Raw genomic sequence first — 17,026 nt, 5'->3', positions numbered from 1 at the left:
CCCACCCGCCGTCGTCGGTCATACACTCCCCTACCGCAGCCGTCGGGAAACCCACTGTGATCGAGCGGGGTTCGCTGGCCGCATATCGATGACGGCCTGCGTGATGCAGTCCGATCGAGACCCGAAAACTAACGACCCCACACCAGCAACGGAGGACGATGGGTCGACAGCGTTCGGAAAAACGGACGTGGCTCGCGGTTGCACTGGCGCTGCTGTACCCCGGAGCCGGGCATCTCTATCTTCGAAAGGGGTTCCGGGCGCTGCTGTGGTTCGGGCTGGTGTTCGCGACCACCGCACTCTCGGTGCCAAATTCTGCCATCCCGGAATCGGGCGAGATCTCGGTCGAGGCGATCCTGGCGGCCAGTCGGGCGCTGCCGACGGCGGCCAGCGTCGCCATCCTCGTTCTGTCCGTGCTCAGCACGATCGACGCTTACCGGCTCGCACGCCGGCGCAACCGTCGGGCTGCGTCGGCTGTGACGGCCGAGGAAGACGATACGAGCGAACGCCAGTGTCCACACTGTGGCCGCGAGGCCGACAGCGAGTTCGACTTCTGTCAATGGTGTGGCGAGCCGCTCGACGCGGACGGGTCGTAGACGATATCGACCGTCGGACGCGGGATAGAAACGCGTGGAGCGCGTCGGATCGGTATGGGATACGCCTGTCCGGTCTGCGAGACGCCACAGGCCGACGCGCGCCACCTCGCCAACCATCTCGCGTTCACCGCGATGCTCGGCGACGAGGACCACGAGGCGTGGCTCGACGACCACGCTCCCGGGTGGGCCGACGCCGGCGAAAACGACCTCGCCGACCGCGTGGTCGAACACGCCGAATCAGCCGAATACCCGCAGGTGTTCGAGGACACGACCGGCCACGACCACCGTGACCACGGCAGCGACGACCCTCGCCCGGGCGAACTCTTCGAGGAGGATCGTCACGAGCGGGAACCGTCACAAACCAGGGGACCAGGTGCACGTGGCGGGAAGGATCTCGACCCCGAAACCGCCACAGCCGTCGAGAAGGCACGTGAGATGACGCGACAGGCGAACGAATCGGACGACGTTTCTGACGCGGTCGACACAACCGACGATCGCGACGTGGCCGACGACACAGCGGACGCGAGCGGAGACGAAAACGGGTAACTGTTCGCCGGTCGAACCGCCGCCATGCACACCGAGGGGCGGTTTGCGCCGGAAACGGCCACGGAAGCGAGAGAGCGGTTCGACGCGCTCGGGCCGACCGCTCAAACGGTGGTCCGGGAGGTGGCGACCGCGATGGAGTTCCCCAAGGACGAATACGACGAGCGGGTGACGGGCGAGGTGGTAGAGCGCGCGCGGAACGCGCTGTTCGCCACGTCGCTCGAAGTCCACGTCGGCTCGCGCGAGGAGTTCGATGCGTGGCGCGAGGACCATCCCGACTACGAGGCGACGGTCGCCGGCAACGAGAACGTCGACCGCGTGGCGTGGCACGCCGCCCCGTTCGCCGACCGCGCCGTGGCCGCAACGTTCGCCGACGAGGAACGCGCAGCGATCGAAACCCTCCGTAGACAGGCGTTCGGGCGGCTCTACCGTGATGAACTCTGAAGCACCAGGACGGAAACCGCCAGGTTCCGGGTGCGGTCGGCGCGCGGGAGCGCACGAAGTGCGCGACTCGCGCGCGAGGTCTGTACGAGCGGAGCGAGTGCAGGCTCGTCAGAGCGGAGCTCTGACGGTGGATGAGCGAACGAGCGAAGCGAGTGAGCGAATCGGTTGGGGAGGGTGTGGCCTGCGGTTCTCGTTTGCGACGTGATTCGCCTGGAGGAGTCAGTAATCATCACCGAGTACGACGAGTATACCGTTCAGACCCGTCCGTTCGAGAGTATACGGTCCGATTCGACACTCGCGCTGACCGGGAACGTCATCGTTTAGCGCCCCCCGAACGCAGGGTGGGCCATGAGCGAGCGCGCGGAGCACGATTGGCCGGTCGTCGAGTCCGTCGTAGAGTACGAGACCGGTTGGTACACCGGCGGGTACGATCTGGTCGAACAGCCCGACGGCAGTACGAAAAAATACTACTGGGCCGAACTCCCGCCGGCAGTGGTCGTGGTCGCACTCGCCGACGACGAGATCGTTTTCGTCGACCAGTACCGCCCCGCGATCGGCGAGCAGTGCCTCGAACTCCCTGCCGGAATCGTCGAGGACGGCGAATCCGCGAGCACGGCCGCCGCACGCGAACTCCGAGAGGAGACCGGGTTCGATCCTGCCGGCGTCTCGATCCTGGAGGAGTTCTGGGTCGCGACGGGCGTGCTCCGCCACCGCCGGGCGATCGCGTTCGCCGAGGGACTGACACCCACCGAGCGCGACCTCGACGACAACGAGTTCCTCACTGTCACGTCGATCCCGGTCGACGAGGCGCTCGCGGTCGCGCGTGCGGAGCCAGCGAACGACGCCACGATCGAGGGGCTCCTGCTCGCCCGCGAGGACGGGCTGTTGTGACGACCGAGCCGTGGGAGCGATCCGACCCTGACTGGCCGGTCCACGAGGCCGTCGTCGCGTGGGAAACACCGTTTTTCGAGGCGGGCTACGATGTCGTCGAGCGACCCGACGGTCAGCAGGCGAATTACTACTGGCTGAACCCCTCGGACGCTGCGATCGTCCTCGCCGTCACGGACGACAATGAACTCGTTCTCGTCGAGCAGTACCGTCCGCGCCTCCGAACGCACACGATCGGACTCCCAGCAGGCGGGATCGAAGACGGCGAAGAGCCGGCCGCGGCCGCACGCCGCGAACTCCGCGAGGAGACGGGCTATCGTGTCGGTGAAGTCTCGCACGTCGAGTCGTACGTCCCCTCCGGATGGACCCGCTACGTTCGCCACGTGTTTCTGGCCACGGGCCTCGAACCGGGGACGCCGGAACCCGACGATGGCGAGGTCATCGAGACCACGACCGCCCCGGTCGATGAGGTCCTCGACGTCATTCGTTCACGCGATGCCGTCAACGGACTCGCGCTCACGCCGCTTCTGCTCGCCCGCGAGGACGGGCTGCTCTAAGTCGACGCGTCGAACCGATCTACCGGAGTCGCTGGGTGTTTAGGGCTCGCTGACCAATCACATGTATCGATGGATGAAGAAATCGTGCCCGACGAACTCGCCGGGCTTCTCGACGCCGACGAGTCGGTCGCAGTCGTCGACATCCGGACGGCGGCAGCGTTTTCACACGGTCATATCCCCGGCAGCGAAAACGTTCCTTTCGAGGAACTCCCGCAGCGAGTCGAGGAGTTCGGCGACGCCGATCGGATCGTGACGGTCTGCCCGCACGGCAAGGCGAGCCTCAAGGCCGCGTGGCTCTTCCAGTCCGCCGAAAGCACCGACGACGCCGCGATACAGAGCCTCGCCGGCGGTCTCGACGCATGGGACGGCGATCTCGAAGCGGCCGTCGACGATGGAACGGCAGCCAGCGGCGCGCCGACTGCCGACGAAACGGCCACCGACGCCCCGTTTTAGTGGCAGTTGCCGATCTCACTCGTCGGAGCCTGGTAGCGGTCGAAGCACGCCGTACCAGAGCCGGTAGACAACTGCCCCAACGTTTCCCCCGAACAAGAAGCTGAGACGGCCACCCTCCGACAGGGAGAACAGCTTCGACATGAGTGTGGACTGAACACCCGAGAAAAGCGTCCGACGCCAGCGACTCGTTCGGATGGCTCCGAAGTCGTGATCGTAGGCCCAGTAGTACGCAGCCTGGTATCCCACCCCTGCAAGGAACCATTGGGGAACCAACGAGAGCGACTCGTCGTCGCCGGCAGCACGACGCCATCGGATGAATCGATATATGATCGGGAGGAGGAGCACGTTACTGAGGAAGGAGAGACGAGCCTTCGTTCGACGACTGAACATATCCTTCGTTCTGTTTCCGTGAACATAACTGTTCGGCTACACCCCACCGCCGCTGTCGTCACTCCGAAACGACAGTTGGTTGACGGTGGCGGTGCGGGCCTGGCGGATGAAGGGCGAGCGAACGGAGTGAGCGAGGGCTTCGGCGGCGCTGTGTTGTTGGAGAAAAGGCTAGTAGGTCTACCGTGAGCGCCCTGACGGGCGCTCGCGGGTGTTTTTGGTCCAGATTTTTACGAGGGGTTGAGCGCCCGAAGGGCGCGAACTCGTTCGAGACGGCTTCGCCGTCTCGTGATGTCATCAGAACGCGAAGCGTTCTGATTGCAAGCAAGAAATCTTCGATTTCTTGCACTGACGAAAATCGCGTAGCGATTTTCGAACCACCCCGAAGTAAAAAGGTGGGTTCTAGGCGACGTTGTAACCCTTGTCGCGGAGGAAGTCCTCGACACGGCCGGTGTGGTTGCCTTGGAGTTCGATCGCGTCGTCCTCGATCGTGCCTCCGCAGGCGAACTTCGATTTGAGGTCCGAGGACAGACTGCTCATGTCCACGTCACGCGGATCGAACCCTTCGATGATCGTTACTTCCTTTCCGTAGCGGCGCTCGTCGATGCGGATCGTGATCTGCTGGGATTCTCTGGCCACGTCTTCGCAGACGCAGAGCTCCTCCGGCAGCCCGCACGTCGAGCAGACTTCCGACATTACACCGGTAACTACGGTGTCACCATATTAAATACTGTCGGGACCGCTCGCCGGCTGGCGCGGCCGTGAGCGGTTACGATCGCCGGAACCGACCCAGAACGGGTGTGCGCTCCCCGACGAGAGCACGGACCAGCTCGGCCGCCTCGTCGGCCTCGGCCTGGGTCGCCGAGCCGGCGTACCGAGCGTGCTCGAACAGCTCCCCGACGCGCGCTGCGCGGTCGTCCGCCCCCACGGCGGCGAGATACTCGCGTGGCGTCTCACCCGAGCGCCGGGCCCGATAGCGCTGTCCGAGCAGGTATTCGAGGCGTTCGAACGCGGCCTCGACCTCGACGGCCGGCGAGTCGTCGGGCAGGTAGCGCAGCCAGAGTTCGCGGTAGGTGCGCTCGGCGGCGTCGCTCCGCCGTGCGCCCGCGGCGAGCCCCGCGAGTGCGACCAGCCCGAACGCCCACTGTTCGCGTGTCGGCGAGGGGAGACTCGGTCCCGAGCCCGACGAGTCGCCGCCTGGCGTACCGTTCGCCGCTGCAGCGCCCCCTTGGGCCACCGGCGGCGGAGTTATCGTTCCGTTCACACCGGTAGCACCATCCTCTGCGAGTCCCTGCAATCCACGCTGTCCGTCAGCGGCGTCGGCAGCCTCGGAGTCGTTCTCTCCACCGATCGGCGTCGCGGTCGGCGTCGGAGTCCACTCGCCGTCGGCCGAGCCGCTGGTGTCGACATCGGTGGTGTTGTTGGCGCGCGCGTCTTCGAGGGAGGTGTCCTCGGTTGCGGTCCGTGGGCCACCGGGCGTGGGATCGAACTGGATCCAGCCCACGTCGGGGAAGTAGACCTCGACCCACGCGTGACTGTCGTAGCCTCGGACGACCCACTCGTCCTCGGCGACGCGCTGGCCCTCGGTGTAGCCCGTTACGAACCGTGCCGGGATGTCCTGACTACGAAGCATCGTGACCATCGAGGTCGCGAAGTAGACGCAGTATCCCCGCTCCATCTCGAAGAGGAACGCGTCGCCGATGTTGCCGTCGGGCCGGCTGACGTTGAGCGAGTAGCCCTTCGTCCGTTCGAGCCAGCGCTCGACGGTCCGTGCGGTGTCGTAGGGGTTGTCGGCGTTCGCCGTGATCTGATCGGTCCGGCGTTCGACCCGATCGGGCGTGCTCCCCGGCAGGGTGGTGTAGCGCTCCAGCAGATCCTCGGAGTAGTTCTGCCCCGCCGTGCGGAGTTCGTCGGGCGTCGTGGTCGGCTGCTGGCTCACGACGGAGTAGCTGTCACCCGATTCGAACGCGTTCCCGGGCTGGAGCCCGTCGAGGTTGGTCACACTCGCGTCGTCGGCCGAATCGCCCGAGATCCGGGTCGGTTTCCACGCCGCGGGCATCACGCCGATCGAGGTTTCGGCCGTGAACGTCTGCTCTACCGTCGTGGTGTTGCCCGGCGGGCCGGCGATCGAGCCATCGTAGGATCGGGTGTCGTCGGTCCGAACCCAGCTCCCGCCGGTGTAGCGGTCGTAGGCCGCCGCACGCCAGTAGCTCCCCTCACTGCTCTCGACGGTGAACCGTACTTCGGGTGAGAGCGAGATCGATCCCTGGATCCCGACCTGATCGTCGGCTGCCAGCAGGCTCCCCTCGACGGTGCTCGCGCCACCACTACCGCCGCCCGAGGGCACTAGCGGGTCGGACGCGCCGCCGGGGACGATGCTCACGAGCGGCGCGAGCACGATCATCGCGGCGAGGACGATCACGAGCACCTCGACGTGGCCCGATCGACCCTCGTAGCGTTCGAGTTCGCCGAAACCCACGACGCCCGCTGCCCCCGCGACGCCAGCGAGCACCACGAGGACGCCTGCATCGCCGGTCAGCACGAAGAAGCCGAGCGCCGCGCCGCCGACGACCGCCGCGGCGACGTACCGCCGCCGGAGCGCGAAGTACCACGTCAGGAAGACCGGTGCGGGCGCGAACCCCGCAGCCCAGATGCCTGCTTCCGTGATCTGGAGGATCGAGAGACCGGTCAGGAGCGCGAGCACGTCGGCGCGCACCGCGCCGAGCGACCGGAGCAGGAGTTCACCGTTCGGCACCGCGAGGACGTAGCTCCAGAGACCGACCGCGAACAGCGCCGCCGCGATCACGAGCGCCAGCACGGCCGGCAGGAAGCGCGCGAGCAGCGTCGCCGCGACGAACCCCGCGACCACGAACAGCACGAGTCGGTCGCTCCCGCCGGCCACGTCGGTCACGTGAAAACAGACGGTGAGAAACGAGGCGATGAGCAGCCCCGCCGCACCGAGCGCGAGTCCGCGCCGCGCGCCACCGGCGAACCACGACGATCGATCCGTCAGCGTGGATCGGGCGGTCGTGCTCACGATCGACGCCCCCCGTCGGCGGCCGCGGGCGTCGGCCGCCCGCCGGTCAGTCGGTCGAACGGCGTCTCGCGATCCGCGACGGTCACGTGGGTACCGCCCGCGTCAGCGAGTACGTGGATGTCGGCATCGCTCGCCTCGACCCGACCCGGTCCGGCACGGGCGAGCGTGCGCAACACCCGCTCGCGCTGTGGGTCGCCGCCCGCCTGCTCGATCCGTCCGCCCGGATACACCAGCTCGATCGCGAAGCCGGCGTCGAGGAGGTGGGTGACGATGCTGGCCGCCGCCGCCGCCATCGCGTCGTCGTAGCCGGCCACCGCCTCGGCAGCGACGGTGACCTCGCTCGCGTCGGCCGCGCTGTCGAACTCCATCACCACGAGATCGTCGCGCTTCGCGCTCGACTTCCAGTGGACGTCCCTGAGACTGTCGCCCGGGACGTACTCCCGGAGTTCGTCGAACGCCTCGCGGTCGTCGAACGGGTCGTGTCCGCCGAACGCCTCGTTCATGCCAGCGAGCCGGTAACACTCGGGGTAGACGAGCACCGGCGTGCGTTTGGCGTACGTGAACTCCCTCGTGAACAGTCCGAGAACGTCCGTCGCCGTGAGCGTGAGCGGTCCCAATCGATGTTCGCCACGCTCCGCCAGTTCGATGTCGTATTCGAGGGTTGCCGGCAACGCCCGCCTTGCAGGCGAGAAATCGGCCCCGAGCCCATCGTCGACGACCTCCTCGATCCGTGCGGTCAGCGCGTCGTCGGCGTCGATGTCGACGCGAATGGTTCGTGATTCGCCGGGAAAGCCTGCCGCCGGCTGGTGTCGGTCGATCGTCGGCCGATCGGCGAGTCGGAGCTGGACCGCGCCGGCAGCGAGCGCGACCACTCCGGGGACCACGACCGCGTTGAGCGAGCGCGCGCCGAACGTCGCGGCGAGCCAGACTGCGAGCGCACACACGCCGGCGAGCACGATCGCCCGGCGAGTCGGTCTCATTCGACCCGGACCGACGACAGCGCCGCCCTGATCACGTCCGCGCCGGTTCGATCGGTTCCCGACGCCGGCCGGATCCGATGAGCGAGTGTCACCGCGGCCTCGTGCTGGATGTCGTCGGGGATCACGTACCCGCGGCCGTCGAGCGCGGCCCGTGCCTGGGCTGCCCGGAGGAGCGAGAGCGATCCTCGAGGACTGACCCCGAGTTCGGCCCGCTCGCGGGTGTGGTTGGCGAGCCGCGTGACGTACTGGCGGATCGGTGCTTCGACCGTGACCTCGCCGACCGTGGCGCGCGCACCGCGGAGCTGCTCGAGGGTCGCGACCGGTTCGAGACGGTCGATCGGATGCGTTCCCACAGTTCTATCGAGCATCGCCGACTCGGCGTCGGGCTCGGGGTAGCCGAGTTCGAGACGTTTCATGAACCGGTCGACCTCGGCGACCGGAAGCTCGTAGGTGCGACCCCGTTCGATGGCGTTCTGGGTGGCGATCACGGTGAACGGTTGTTCGAGCGCGTGAGTGGTGCCATCGACGGTGACCTGGGTCTCCTCCATCGCTTCGAGGAGCGCGCTCTGGGTCTTCGGCGGCGCACGGTTGATCTCGTCGCCGAGCACGACGTTGGCGAAGATGGGGCCGGGACGGAAGTCGAACTCCCGTGTTTTCTGGTTGAAGACGTTGGTGCCGGTGACGTCGGAGGGAAGTAGATCGGGAGTGAACTGGATGCGCGAGAAGGAGCTCTCGAACGAGCGCGCGATCGCGCGCGCGAGCATCGTTTTCCCGACGCCGGGAACGTCCTCCAACAGGACGTGGCCGCGGCCCAACATCGCGGTCACGATGTGTTCGATCGCGTCGTGGCTGCCGACGATCACCTGCTCGGTGTTCTGGATGACGGTTCGGGCGAGGTCGCCGACCTCGTCGATCGACAGTTGGCGTGGGGTTTCTGGCTGTGTCGTCTCGACTCGGCCGGGCTCTGTGTCGGTGTTCGCATCCGTCATGGATTGTAGGCTAGCGTGGGTAACGGGCCGACATCGGAGACGCTCGCCGACTCGTTCTCGTGGCTGTTTCTGGGGCCGCACGCTTGTAACCTTACTGTTCGCATGCGACTGTCACGCACCCTCGGAGCAGGCGGATTCACCGGACAGTAACGGACATCGGCAGCCGAGCCGGGCAGCGAGGGCGACGAGGGCAGCACGCCTCCGGCGGAGTCCGGAAAGCCGATATACCGGGTTGGTCTACACCACGTTCGATGGGGCTCTCCGACGAGGCGACGGCGCGTCTCGAAGACGTGGTCGCACTCCAGCCGACGAAAAACGCCGAGCTCGCCGAACGGTGGGGGATGGACGGCGGTAGCGAGGTCCACCAGTACCTCGAAAACGAACTCGCCGATCACTACTACCGCGACGAGAACAGTCTGATCCGCGCGACCGCCGACGCCGCGACGCTGGTCGGCGAAGAACCCGACGAGGACGGTCCGCGAACCGTTCGCGTTCCCGCCCTCCAACATCGGGCGTTCGGAGTCGTCGCCGACCACGACGAGCGCGCCGAGAGCGTGGTCTCGGTGCTTCACAAGCTCCGCGACGCTGCGGCCGACGTGGACGGAGCGGGAGGTTCGACCGACGACGATCTCACTGCCGACGACGTGCGCTCGGCACTCCGCGGTCTCGAACGTCGGGGATGCGTCGAGGTGGTCCAGCGGACGGTGCCGACCTTCCGGCTGGCAGTCGAACGCGACGCAGTCTCGGTCGAAGCGATCGACGACGAGTAGTTACTCCGTCGCGTCAGGTCGTCGTCGGTCGCGTCGCCGCGCCAGCAATCGCTTCACGGCGCTGCCTGGCCCGCCCTCGATCGGCCAGCCCGCAGCGCGCCAGCCGGGGGGTTCGGGCTCGAACGCCGAACACGACCCCGCACACTCGGCCGCGGTCTGTCGGCGCTCCTTCGCCGCACACCACGGCAGCACGTCCCGATTCCCGTTGCGCGCGTCACGGCGCAGTTCGAAATGGCGACAGTCGGGTCGCATCGTGTCGACGTACGACCGCCAGCCGCGCTCGTACGCGCGCTCGGCGATCGCGAGCCGCTTGTCGCGTTTCCACTCGGGGCTCGCGTACTCGAAGCGCGCGGCCGACTGATCGTGGGTCCCACCCGTCGGCCGCTCCGTGATCCGCGTCCCCGGCTTGTCGACCGCGAGCGTTCGGGGATGCCACGCGACGCTCGCGTCGTCGTCAGTCGAACCCCCACCGAGAACCAGCACGCCCGCCTCGACCGGGAAATCTTCGAGGAGGACGGGTTCGATCGCGTCGTCGGTCGCGGCGGTGGCGACCCAGACCTCGTCGGCGAGGCCGAGTGCGACGTCGTGTTCGATCTGGCCCGCGAGGGCGCGCGCGGCGCTCGCGGTGAGGTCGGGTTTGTTCTCGATCGCGATCACGCGCTCGACCCAGTCGGGGTAGGTCCACTTTCGCCGGAGTTCGATCCGGTTTCCCTGCTGGCGGGTTTCGAGAATCCCGCGATCGGCCGCACGGTGGACCGCTTCGCGGACGTACCGCCACGGATAGTCGGGCTCGGGGAGCGCATCGCGATACCACGTCCACTCGGTGGGTGCGTGCCGAACGACGCCGAGGAGATCCGAATCGAGCCGCGTGGAGCCGAATCGGGCGCGCGTTTCGAGCTTTTCACGACTTGCCTCGACGATCACGGTGTCCCATCGTCGGTGTTTCGTGCCGAGCTGGCGCGCCACGATCGCCATGGTGTCGGGATCGTGCTGTCCGCCCGGCGGCCAGTTGCGCTCGGCCCACGCGCACACCCGGAGTTCGAACTCGAACTCGCTCTCGGCGCTCTGCGTCACTTCGGAGGGTGCGTCGTGTGGCGACTAAGCCGTTCGGTTCCTACGGCCCACAATCATTCATTCGTCTCGTTTCACGTTGATTTCATCGATCCTGTGATCTGACGACGGAGTCCGATCGTTCGGTGACTAATCCCGGCACAAATGAGAACCGCAAGCCACACGCCTCCCCAACCGATTCGCTCCGCTCGCGCTGCTCGCGTCACTCATCCACCGTCAGAGCTCCGCTCTGACGAGCCTGCACTCGATTTCTCGTGCAGACCTCGCGCGGGTCGGGCGCTTCGCGCCCTCCCGCGCGCCACCGCCTCAGCCAAAAACACAATCGGCGGACGAGTGGTCAGTACCCCTCGTCGTCGAGGAAGTCGTGAGCCTCCCGGAAGATGTCGCGCGGGCCGTCCTGGGTGATGGTGTTGATGGCCTGTTCGTAGTCGCGCCACTGGTGATCTCGGTGTTCGTGGGAGAGCTCGGCGCTCGCCTCCTGGGATTCGGCGATGAACAGGTGGACGGTTTTGTGGATCGTCTCGCCACCGGCCTGGAACACGTAGTTGTACTCGCGGCGGAAGCCGTTGAGGAGGCGGAAATCGGTGATTCCGGCCTCTTCGCCGACCTCGCGGATCGCGGTCTGTTGGAGTTCTTCGCTCCCTTCGACGCCGCCTTTGGGGAACTCCCAGTCCCCGGGGCGGCTCTTGAGGAGCAGGTACTCGCGGCGGCCTCTCGTGTCACGGAAGAGGATAGCCCCCGCGCTCGTCGCTTCGACTGCCATTGCGTGCTGTACACGGTCGGCGTTTAATTGGTTGCTGCTTCGGCACGCCGATGGAATCCTGCGGTGCTTTTCTGCGGGGTGTGCCGATCGGCCGGGAAGGGTCGAACAGGAACTGTAGGTTTTTACCCGCGGACTGGCGAGTGACGAGACACGATTACCATGCCCTTCGTCACGAAACTCAGACTCACGAGCGGCGACCGAGGCGCGCTCGATCGGGAGATCGCCGATATCAAGACGGCCGCCGCGCGCAAGGGCGTGGAGTTCAACGGGCCCCATCCCGACCCACTCGCCGAGCGTCGCGTCCCCCAGTCGAAACACCTCTCAGCCCACGGTGGCCGCTTCGAGGACTGGACCTACACCGTCTACGCCCGCTCGATCGAGATCGTCGGTCACGACGAGTTCGCCCGATCGGTCGCGGACGGGTTCCCCGCCGGGATCCACGCCGAAGTCGAGATCGAACGGATCCGGTCGGCGAATTCGAGCTGACGAACGCGACGAGCAGGCGGTGGAAAATCACAGTTCAGGGAATGTCGTGCTCGCGAAAGTAGAGCAGTCCGGCGATCGCCGCGAGGACCGTCCACACGAGCAAAACGACCGCGGCGAACCAGTGGGAGGTCGCAGTAGTGTTCACCGCCATCTCAGCCGTCGAAAAGGAACTAAACCGTCCGCCAGGCGTCGAGATGAGCGGATGGCCGTTCTCGAACTCCGCGAACAGCGTCGTGAGCTTCACGTAGGCATTGATGGGGTTCGACCGACCGACCCAGAAGAACCACTCCGGGCGGGGTACGGCTCCTCCAGCCCCTGAAGTCCGAGATGCTGGATCGCGGGCCGTCCCACTCGAAAGACGACGAACGCCACGATCACCACTGGCCGACGGCGATCACGTCACCGTACTGCTTGGTGAAGTTGTCCATCTCGATGGCTGACATCGGGGTTGTCAGTGCGGCGATGGGTACGAGTACAAGTCTTCTCCAACTTCGAACGGGGTTGGAGTGGCTCCGGTCGCCTCGGGACCAAAACAGGTTATCACTGCTCCCACCCCACAGTATAACCTTCCGGCCCGTGAGCGCCCACCATGCAGCAACAGCGACACGACGACCTGATCCAGCTGCGACGCGATCTCCACCGCCACCCCGAGCCTGCGTGGCGCGAGTTCTACACCACCTCACGGATCGTCGAGGAGTGCGAACGGATCGGTGTCGACGAGCTTCTCGTTGGACCGGAAGTACTCGCCGACGGCGAGCGGAACGCGGTCCCGGACGACGACGAACTCCGGCGCTGGCACGACCGCGCCCGCGAGGTCGGCGCGCGCGAGGACGTCCTCGAACGAACCGAGGGAGGTTACACCGGAGCTATCGCCGTCCTCGAACGGGGTGAGGGACCCACCGTGGGGCTCCGGGTCGATATCGACGGGCTGCTCCGCGAGGAGGCCACCGACGACGACCACGCGCCGGTGCGGGAGGGGTTCCGTTCCGAGACGGAGGGGATGCACGCCTGCGGGCACGACGCCCACGCGACCATCGGGATCGGAGTGCTCGAAGCGGTGGCGGAAAGCGACTTCGAGGGCACGTTCAAGCTGTTCTTCCAGCCGGGCGAGGAGATGGTCGCGGGCGGCAAGCCGATGGCGAAAAGCGGGCACCTCGACGACGTCGACGCTCTGCTCGCCGTTCACGTCGGACTCGACCACCCCACTGGCGAGGTCGTCGCGGGCGTCGGTGGCTTCCTCGCAGTGCATCACTTTCGGGCCGATTTCGCCGGCACGCCCGCCCACGCCGGTGGCAAGCCGAACGCAGGCGAGAACGCGGTTCAGGCGATGGCCACCACGATCCAGAATCTCTACGCGATCCCGCGTCACGAAGACGGTCCCACACGCGTCAACGCCGGGATGGTCGGCGGCGGCACCGCGACCAACATCATCCCCGAAGCGGCGTTCATCGAGGGCGAGGTACGGGGCGAGACCACCGAGCTGATGGAGTACACCCGCGAGCGCGCCGAGCGCGTGCTCGACAGCGCCGCCGCGATGCACGGCTGTTCGGTCGATCTCTCGACGGTAGGCGAGGCCCCGAGCGCGACGAGCGATCAGGCACTCGTCGACGTCGTGTTCGACGCGGCGACCCGGAACGACGCTGTCGACACGCCGACCGAGCGCGACGACCTCGGCGGGAGCGAGGACGCGACCTATCTGATGCAGCGCGTTCAAGAGAACGGTGGCCACGCGGCCTACGTCGGCGTCGGCACCGACCATCCCGGTGGACATCACACCGCGACGTTCGACGTCGACGAGGCGTCGATCGCGATCGGCGTCGACGTGCTCACCGACTCAATACTGGAGATCGCCGAGCAGAAGTCGTAGACGGACCGAATCCACGGTTTCGACTGAAGGGCAGTAACGATGCTGTGGCAGTGACCGCTGTTTGGTCGAGTTTTTCCGTGGCTTCTGTACCAAATGGTATTACGTAGATGTGTTTGGTATCAATATGGAGCATCGCGTCGATCGAAAAATCGTCGGCATGGGGGCAATGATCGCAGTCACATCCATCGGTCTCGGTCTCATGATGGGGGCGACGATCGGGTTCTCGGCCGAATACTGGTGAGTTGGCGTTACCGTCGCCATCGCGACAGGCGTCCTGAGCGCGGCAGCGGAGCGCAGTCGTGCCGGCCTGTGGATAGCGACTGTCGTGGCTCTCGTCGGCATCGCCGCGCTCGGCGTGGTAGGAGCCAGCAACGCGTTCGTCCCCGGTGTCATCGCGATCGTGATGGTCGGTCTCGGTGTTGGTACCGCCTGTAATCGTTTCGTCTTCGGCGTCTTTCGGCCAACACCGGAGGAGTATCGTGACCGTATGCGGTCTACCCGGTAGCGCTGTCCTCGTGAGTGACGGTGCAGTCCTGGCGTCTCGACGAACGAACTGAGTCGAGGCTCAAGAGAGCGAAGCTCTCCTGGCGTCTCGTGTGAGTGAAACGAGCACGAGGCTTGTCGGAGATTTCTCTGACAGCGGCTGAAGGGCGAGGCGTACGAACGCTGGAGCACGCGCTGTGCGTGGTTCGAAAAGAGTCCGCTTTCTCGTCACCACGAAAGGTACGAAGCGCCTTTCGAACGACCCCGAGCTTTCGTTCGCTTCGCTCGCAAGAACACCGGGAAGGAGCCGCGGTTTCAGTGAAGGTTTTGCGAGGGAGCGCCTCGTCAGGGGCGCGACCGTCGCAAAAAGTTCATCGGAAGCCGATCCGGCTGCCGCCCCGATCCTGGGCGGTGTCGGCCCCACCGCCCTTGAACTCGTCTTCCATCCGGTCGTAGTAGTCGAGGATGTCCTCGGTGATCGTTGGTCGGACCGATTCGAGCGCTGCCCGGAAATGGCGCATCGCCACGGTCTCGGCCTCTGGATCGTCACGAAGCGCGTGGATCGCGGCCTCGCGCGCGATGGATTCGAGATCCGATCCGACGTAGCCATCGGTGATCTCGGCCATCTCTCGCAGGCTCACGTCCGCCGTGAGCGGCGTATCGTCGGTGTGGATCCCGAGGATCTGCTCGCGGCCCTCGACGTCGGGCTGGCCGACCATCACGAGCCGGTCGAACCGGCCCGACCGGATCAGCGCGGGATCGATCATGTCCGGCCGGTTGGTCGCGCCGATCACCATCACGTTCTTCATGTCCTCCAGCCCGTCGAGCTCCGTGAGGAGCTGATTGACTACTCGCTCCGAAACGTTGGAGCCGACGTCGCCACCCCGACTCGGTGCCAAACTGTCGAGTTCGTCGAAGAAGATTACTGTTGGTGAGACCTGCCGCGCCTTCCGGAACGTCTGGCGGATCGCTTTCTCCGACTCGCCGACCCACTTCGACAACAACTGCGGGCCCCGCACCGAGATGAAGTTGGCGTTGGTCTCGTTCGCGACCGCCTTCGCCATCAGGGTCTTCCCCGTCCCGGGCGGCCCGTAGAGCAACACCCCCGAGGGCGGTTCGATCCCCAGCCGGCTGAACCGCTCGGGGCTCGACAGCGGCCACTCCACGGCTTCTTTCACCTCACCTTTCGCGTCGTCGAGCCCGCCGACGTCGTCCCACGAGATCTTCGGGAGTTCGACGAGCACCTCCCGCATCGCACTCGGCGACACCTCGTTCAGGGCCCCGTCGAAGTCGTCGCGCTTGATGATCATCCGGTCGATCAGCGACGGCGGCACGTCCTCCTCGTCGAGGTCGATCTCGGGGAGATACCGCCGCAGCGCCTTCATCGCCGACTCCTTCGTGAGGCTCTCGATGTCGGCTCCGACGAACCCGTGGGTCTCGTCGGCGAGGTTCGCGAGATTGACGTCGTCGCTCAGCGGCATCCCGCGCGTGTGGATCTGGAGGATCTCTTCCCTCCCGCGCTCGTCGGGTACTCCAATTTCGATCTCACGGTCGAATCGACCGGGCCGTCGGAGCGCGGGATCGACCGAGTCGACGCGGTTGGTCGCGGCGATCACGATGACCTGACCTCGACTTTCGAGCCCGTCCATCATCGTCAGGAGCTGGGCGACGACGCGCCGCTCGACCTCGCCAGTGACGTCCTCGCGTTTCGGCGCGATCGAGTCGAGCTCGTCGATGAAGATGATCGCGGGCGACTCCTCGGTGGCGTCCTCGAAGATCTCCCGGAGCTGCTGTTCGGACTCGCCGTAGTACTTCGAGATGATCTCCGGGCCGGCGATCGAGAAGAAACTCGCCGAGGTTTCGTTCGCGACCGCCTTCGCGAGCAGCGTTTTTCCAGTGCCGGGCGGTCCGTGGAGCAACACCCCCTGGGGCGGCTCGATCCCGAGCTTCTGGAACACCTGGGGGTGTTTCATCGGGAGCTCGACCATCTCGCGCACCCGCTGGATCTCGCTGCCCAGTCCGCCAATGTCCTCGTAGGTGATTCCTCCACCCGTTTTCTCGAACCCCGAGATGGGTTCCTCGCGCAGCTCGACCTCGGTGTCCTCGGTGACGAGCGCCACGCCGTCGGGCTCGGTCTCGACCGCGATCAACGGGATCGCCTGGCCGGGCGAGCGCATGAACGGATGGTTCGTGCTCGACATGACGGGGACGATGTCGCGCTCGACTACCGGCCGCTTCAGGATCTGGCGCTTGACCATTCCGGCAGCATCGCTACCGAACTGGACGGAGGCCTCCTCGGGCGGTGCGAGCACCAGCTTGTCGGCCTTTCGCTCGTCGGCCTTTCGGATCTCGACGCGCTCGCCGATACCGATATCGGCGTTCTGACGGGTGAAACCGTCGATGCGGACGGTGTCCGTGTTCCAGTCCTGACGGTCCGCACGCCAGACTTTCGCGGCGGTGGTGTCGCCGCCCTCGATCTCGATGATGTCGCCGGGTGAGAGTTTGAGATGCAGGAGGGTATCGGGATCTAACCGGGCGATGCCACGGCCCGAGTCGTTCGGGTACGCCTTCGCCACTTCCAGTTGGACTTCATTCATGACTGGACCACGGGGATACCTCGTACTCCGTCGCTGGCGGAGTTATGCCTTTTGCCTCCACCGCGAGCCGGTTCGAGAACGCCGGGAGGGGGACGAACGACCGGGTGCTTTTTCGCCC

At 66.2% G+C, this 17,026-nt stretch carries 18 protein-coding genes; 9 read left to right on the top strand and 9 right to left on the bottom strand.

Annotation, left to right across the window (positions count from 1 at the left end; genetic code table 11):
* The first annotated feature begins 158 nt into the window (after positions 1 to 158).
* The 6 genes from C450_RS16805 to C450_RS16780 all read left to right on the top strand — a co-directional run bounded on the left by C450_RS16805 (position 159) and on the right by C450_RS16780 (position 3,478).
* Positions 159 to 593: a zinc ribbon domain-containing protein gene (locus C450_RS16805; RefSeq protein WP_005045483.1), complete on the top strand. Its 435-nt coding sequence runs from the start codon at positions 159 to 161 to the stop codon at positions 591 to 593.
* Positions 594 to 647: 54 nt separating this feature from the next.
* Positions 648 to 1,139: a DUF5810 domain-containing protein gene (locus C450_RS16800; protein WP_005045482.1), complete on the top strand. Its 492-nt coding sequence runs from the start codon at positions 648 to 650 to the stop codon at positions 1,137 to 1,139.
* Between the two features lie 24 nt (positions 1,140 to 1,163).
* Entirely contained in the window at positions 1,164 to 1,580 is a 417-nt protein-coding gene (locus C450_RS16795; protein WP_005045481.1) for a DUF5809 family protein, read from the top strand.
* A 348-nt stretch (positions 1,581 to 1,928) separates the two neighbouring features.
* A complete protein-coding gene (locus C450_RS16790) occupies positions 1,929 to 2,471 on the top strand; it encodes an NUDIX hydrolase (RefSeq protein ID WP_005045480.1) in 543 nt (180 codons plus the stop codon).
* Positions 2,468 to 3,025, top strand: coding sequence for an NUDIX hydrolase (locus C450_RS16785; RefSeq protein ID WP_005045479.1), 558 nt, complete (start codon positions 2,468 to 2,470; stop codon positions 3,023 to 3,025). The genes C450_RS16790 and C450_RS16785 overlap by 4 nt, the downstream gene beginning before the upstream one ends.
* 69 nt (positions 3,026 to 3,094) lie before the next feature.
* Positions 3,095 to 3,478 (top strand): rhodanese-like domain-containing protein, encoded by a 384-nt coding sequence (locus tag C450_RS16780; protein ID WP_005045478.1) that lies wholly within the window; start codon positions 3,095 to 3,097, stop codon positions 3,476 to 3,478.
* 15 nt (positions 3,479 to 3,493) lie between these two features.
* Here C450_RS16780 and C450_RS16775 read toward each other — a convergent pair whose 3' ends face one another.
* From C450_RS16775 to C450_RS16755, 5 genes are all read right to left on the bottom strand, one after another.
* On the bottom strand, positions 3,494 to 3,868 hold the full coding sequence (locus tag C450_RS16775) for a hypothetical protein (RefSeq protein ID WP_005045477.1): 375 nt from the start codon (positions 3,866 to 3,868) through the stop codon (positions 3,494 to 3,496).
* 399 nt (positions 3,869 to 4,267) lie between these two features.
* Positions 4,268 to 4,561 (bottom strand): stress response translation initiation inhibitor YciH, encoded by a 294-nt coding sequence (gene yciH, locus C450_RS16770; RefSeq protein ID WP_005045476.1) that lies wholly within the window; start codon positions 4,559 to 4,561, stop codon positions 4,268 to 4,270.
* Between the two features lie 73 nt (positions 4,562 to 4,634).
* On the bottom strand, positions 4,635 to 6,902 hold the full coding sequence (locus tag C450_RS16765; protein WP_005045474.1) for a transglutaminase TgpA family protein: 2,268 nt from the start codon (positions 6,900 to 6,902) through the stop codon (positions 4,635 to 4,637).
* The gene (locus tag C450_RS16760; RefSeq protein WP_005045473.1) at positions 6,899 to 7,882 is read right to left on the bottom strand and encodes a DUF58 domain-containing protein; all 984 of its coding nucleotides are present in this window, start codon (positions 7,880 to 7,882) and stop codon (positions 6,899 to 6,901) included. The genes C450_RS16765 and C450_RS16760 overlap by 4 nt, the downstream gene beginning before the upstream one ends.
* Complete coding sequence (locus C450_RS16755; RefSeq protein ID WP_005045472.1) at positions 7,879 to 8,871, bottom strand: AAA family ATPase; 993 nt, start codon at positions 8,869 to 8,871, stop codon at positions 7,879 to 7,881. The genes C450_RS16760 and C450_RS16755 overlap by 4 nt, the downstream gene beginning before the upstream one ends.
* 251 nt (positions 8,872 to 9,122) lie before the next feature.
* Here C450_RS16755 and C450_RS16750 point away from each other — a divergent pair, with 251 nt between their 5' ends.
* Positions 9,123 to 9,641 (top strand): DUF5797 family protein, encoded by a 519-nt coding sequence (locus tag C450_RS16750; RefSeq protein ID WP_005045470.1) that lies wholly within the window; start codon positions 9,123 to 9,125, stop codon positions 9,639 to 9,641.
* Here C450_RS16750 and C450_RS16745 read toward each other — a convergent pair whose 3' ends face one another.
* Together C450_RS16745 and C450_RS16740 are read right to left on the bottom strand one after the other, a co-directional pair.
* Complete coding sequence (locus C450_RS16745) at positions 9,642 to 10,715, bottom strand: DUF5787 family protein (protein ID WP_005045469.1); 1,074 nt, start codon at positions 10,713 to 10,715, stop codon at positions 9,642 to 9,644.
* Positions 10,716 to 11,049: 334 nt separating this feature from the next.
* The gene (locus tag C450_RS16740; RefSeq protein WP_005045468.1) at positions 11,050 to 11,475 is read right to left on the bottom strand and encodes a bis(5'-nucleosyl)-tetraphosphatase; all 426 of its coding nucleotides are present in this window, start codon (positions 11,473 to 11,475) and stop codon (positions 11,050 to 11,052) included.
* A 159-nt stretch (positions 11,476 to 11,634) separates the two neighbouring features.
* On the opposite strand from C450_RS16740, the gene C450_RS16735 reads away from it, so the two are divergent.
* Positions 11,635 to 11,961, top strand: coding sequence for an uS10/mL48 family ribosomal protein (locus C450_RS16735; RefSeq protein ID WP_005045467.1), 327 nt, complete (start codon positions 11,635 to 11,637; stop codon positions 11,959 to 11,961).
* 34 nt (positions 11,962 to 11,995) lie between these two features.
* Here C450_RS16735 and C450_RS16730 read toward each other — a convergent pair whose 3' ends face one another.
* Positions 11,996 to 12,205, bottom strand: coding sequence for a hypothetical protein (locus C450_RS16730; RefSeq protein ID WP_005045466.1), 210 nt, complete (start codon positions 12,203 to 12,205; stop codon positions 11,996 to 11,998).
* Positions 12,206 to 12,550: 345 nt separating this feature from the next.
* Here C450_RS16730 and C450_RS16725 point away from each other — a divergent pair, with 345 nt between their 5' ends.
* Positions 12,551 to 13,828 (top strand): amidohydrolase, encoded by a 1,278-nt coding sequence (locus tag C450_RS16725; RefSeq protein ID WP_005045464.1) that lies wholly within the window; start codon positions 12,551 to 12,553, stop codon positions 13,826 to 13,828.
* 854 nt (positions 13,829 to 14,682) lie between these two features.
* Here the strand turns inward: C450_RS16725 and C450_RS16715 are convergent.
* Positions 14,683 to 16,908, bottom strand: coding sequence for a CDC48 family AAA ATPase (locus tag C450_RS16715; RefSeq protein WP_005045463.1), 2,226 nt, complete (start codon positions 16,906 to 16,908; stop codon positions 14,683 to 14,685).
* Positions 16,909 to 17,026 lie beyond the last annotated feature (118 nt).

Origin of the sequence: Halococcus salifodinae DSM 8989 (genome assembly GCF_000336935.1) — an archaeon.
GTDB lineage: Archaea > Halobacteriota > Halobacteria > Halobacteriales > Halococcaceae > Halococcus > Halococcus salifodinae.
This window is presented reverse-complemented; position numbering and strand designations above follow the sequence as displayed.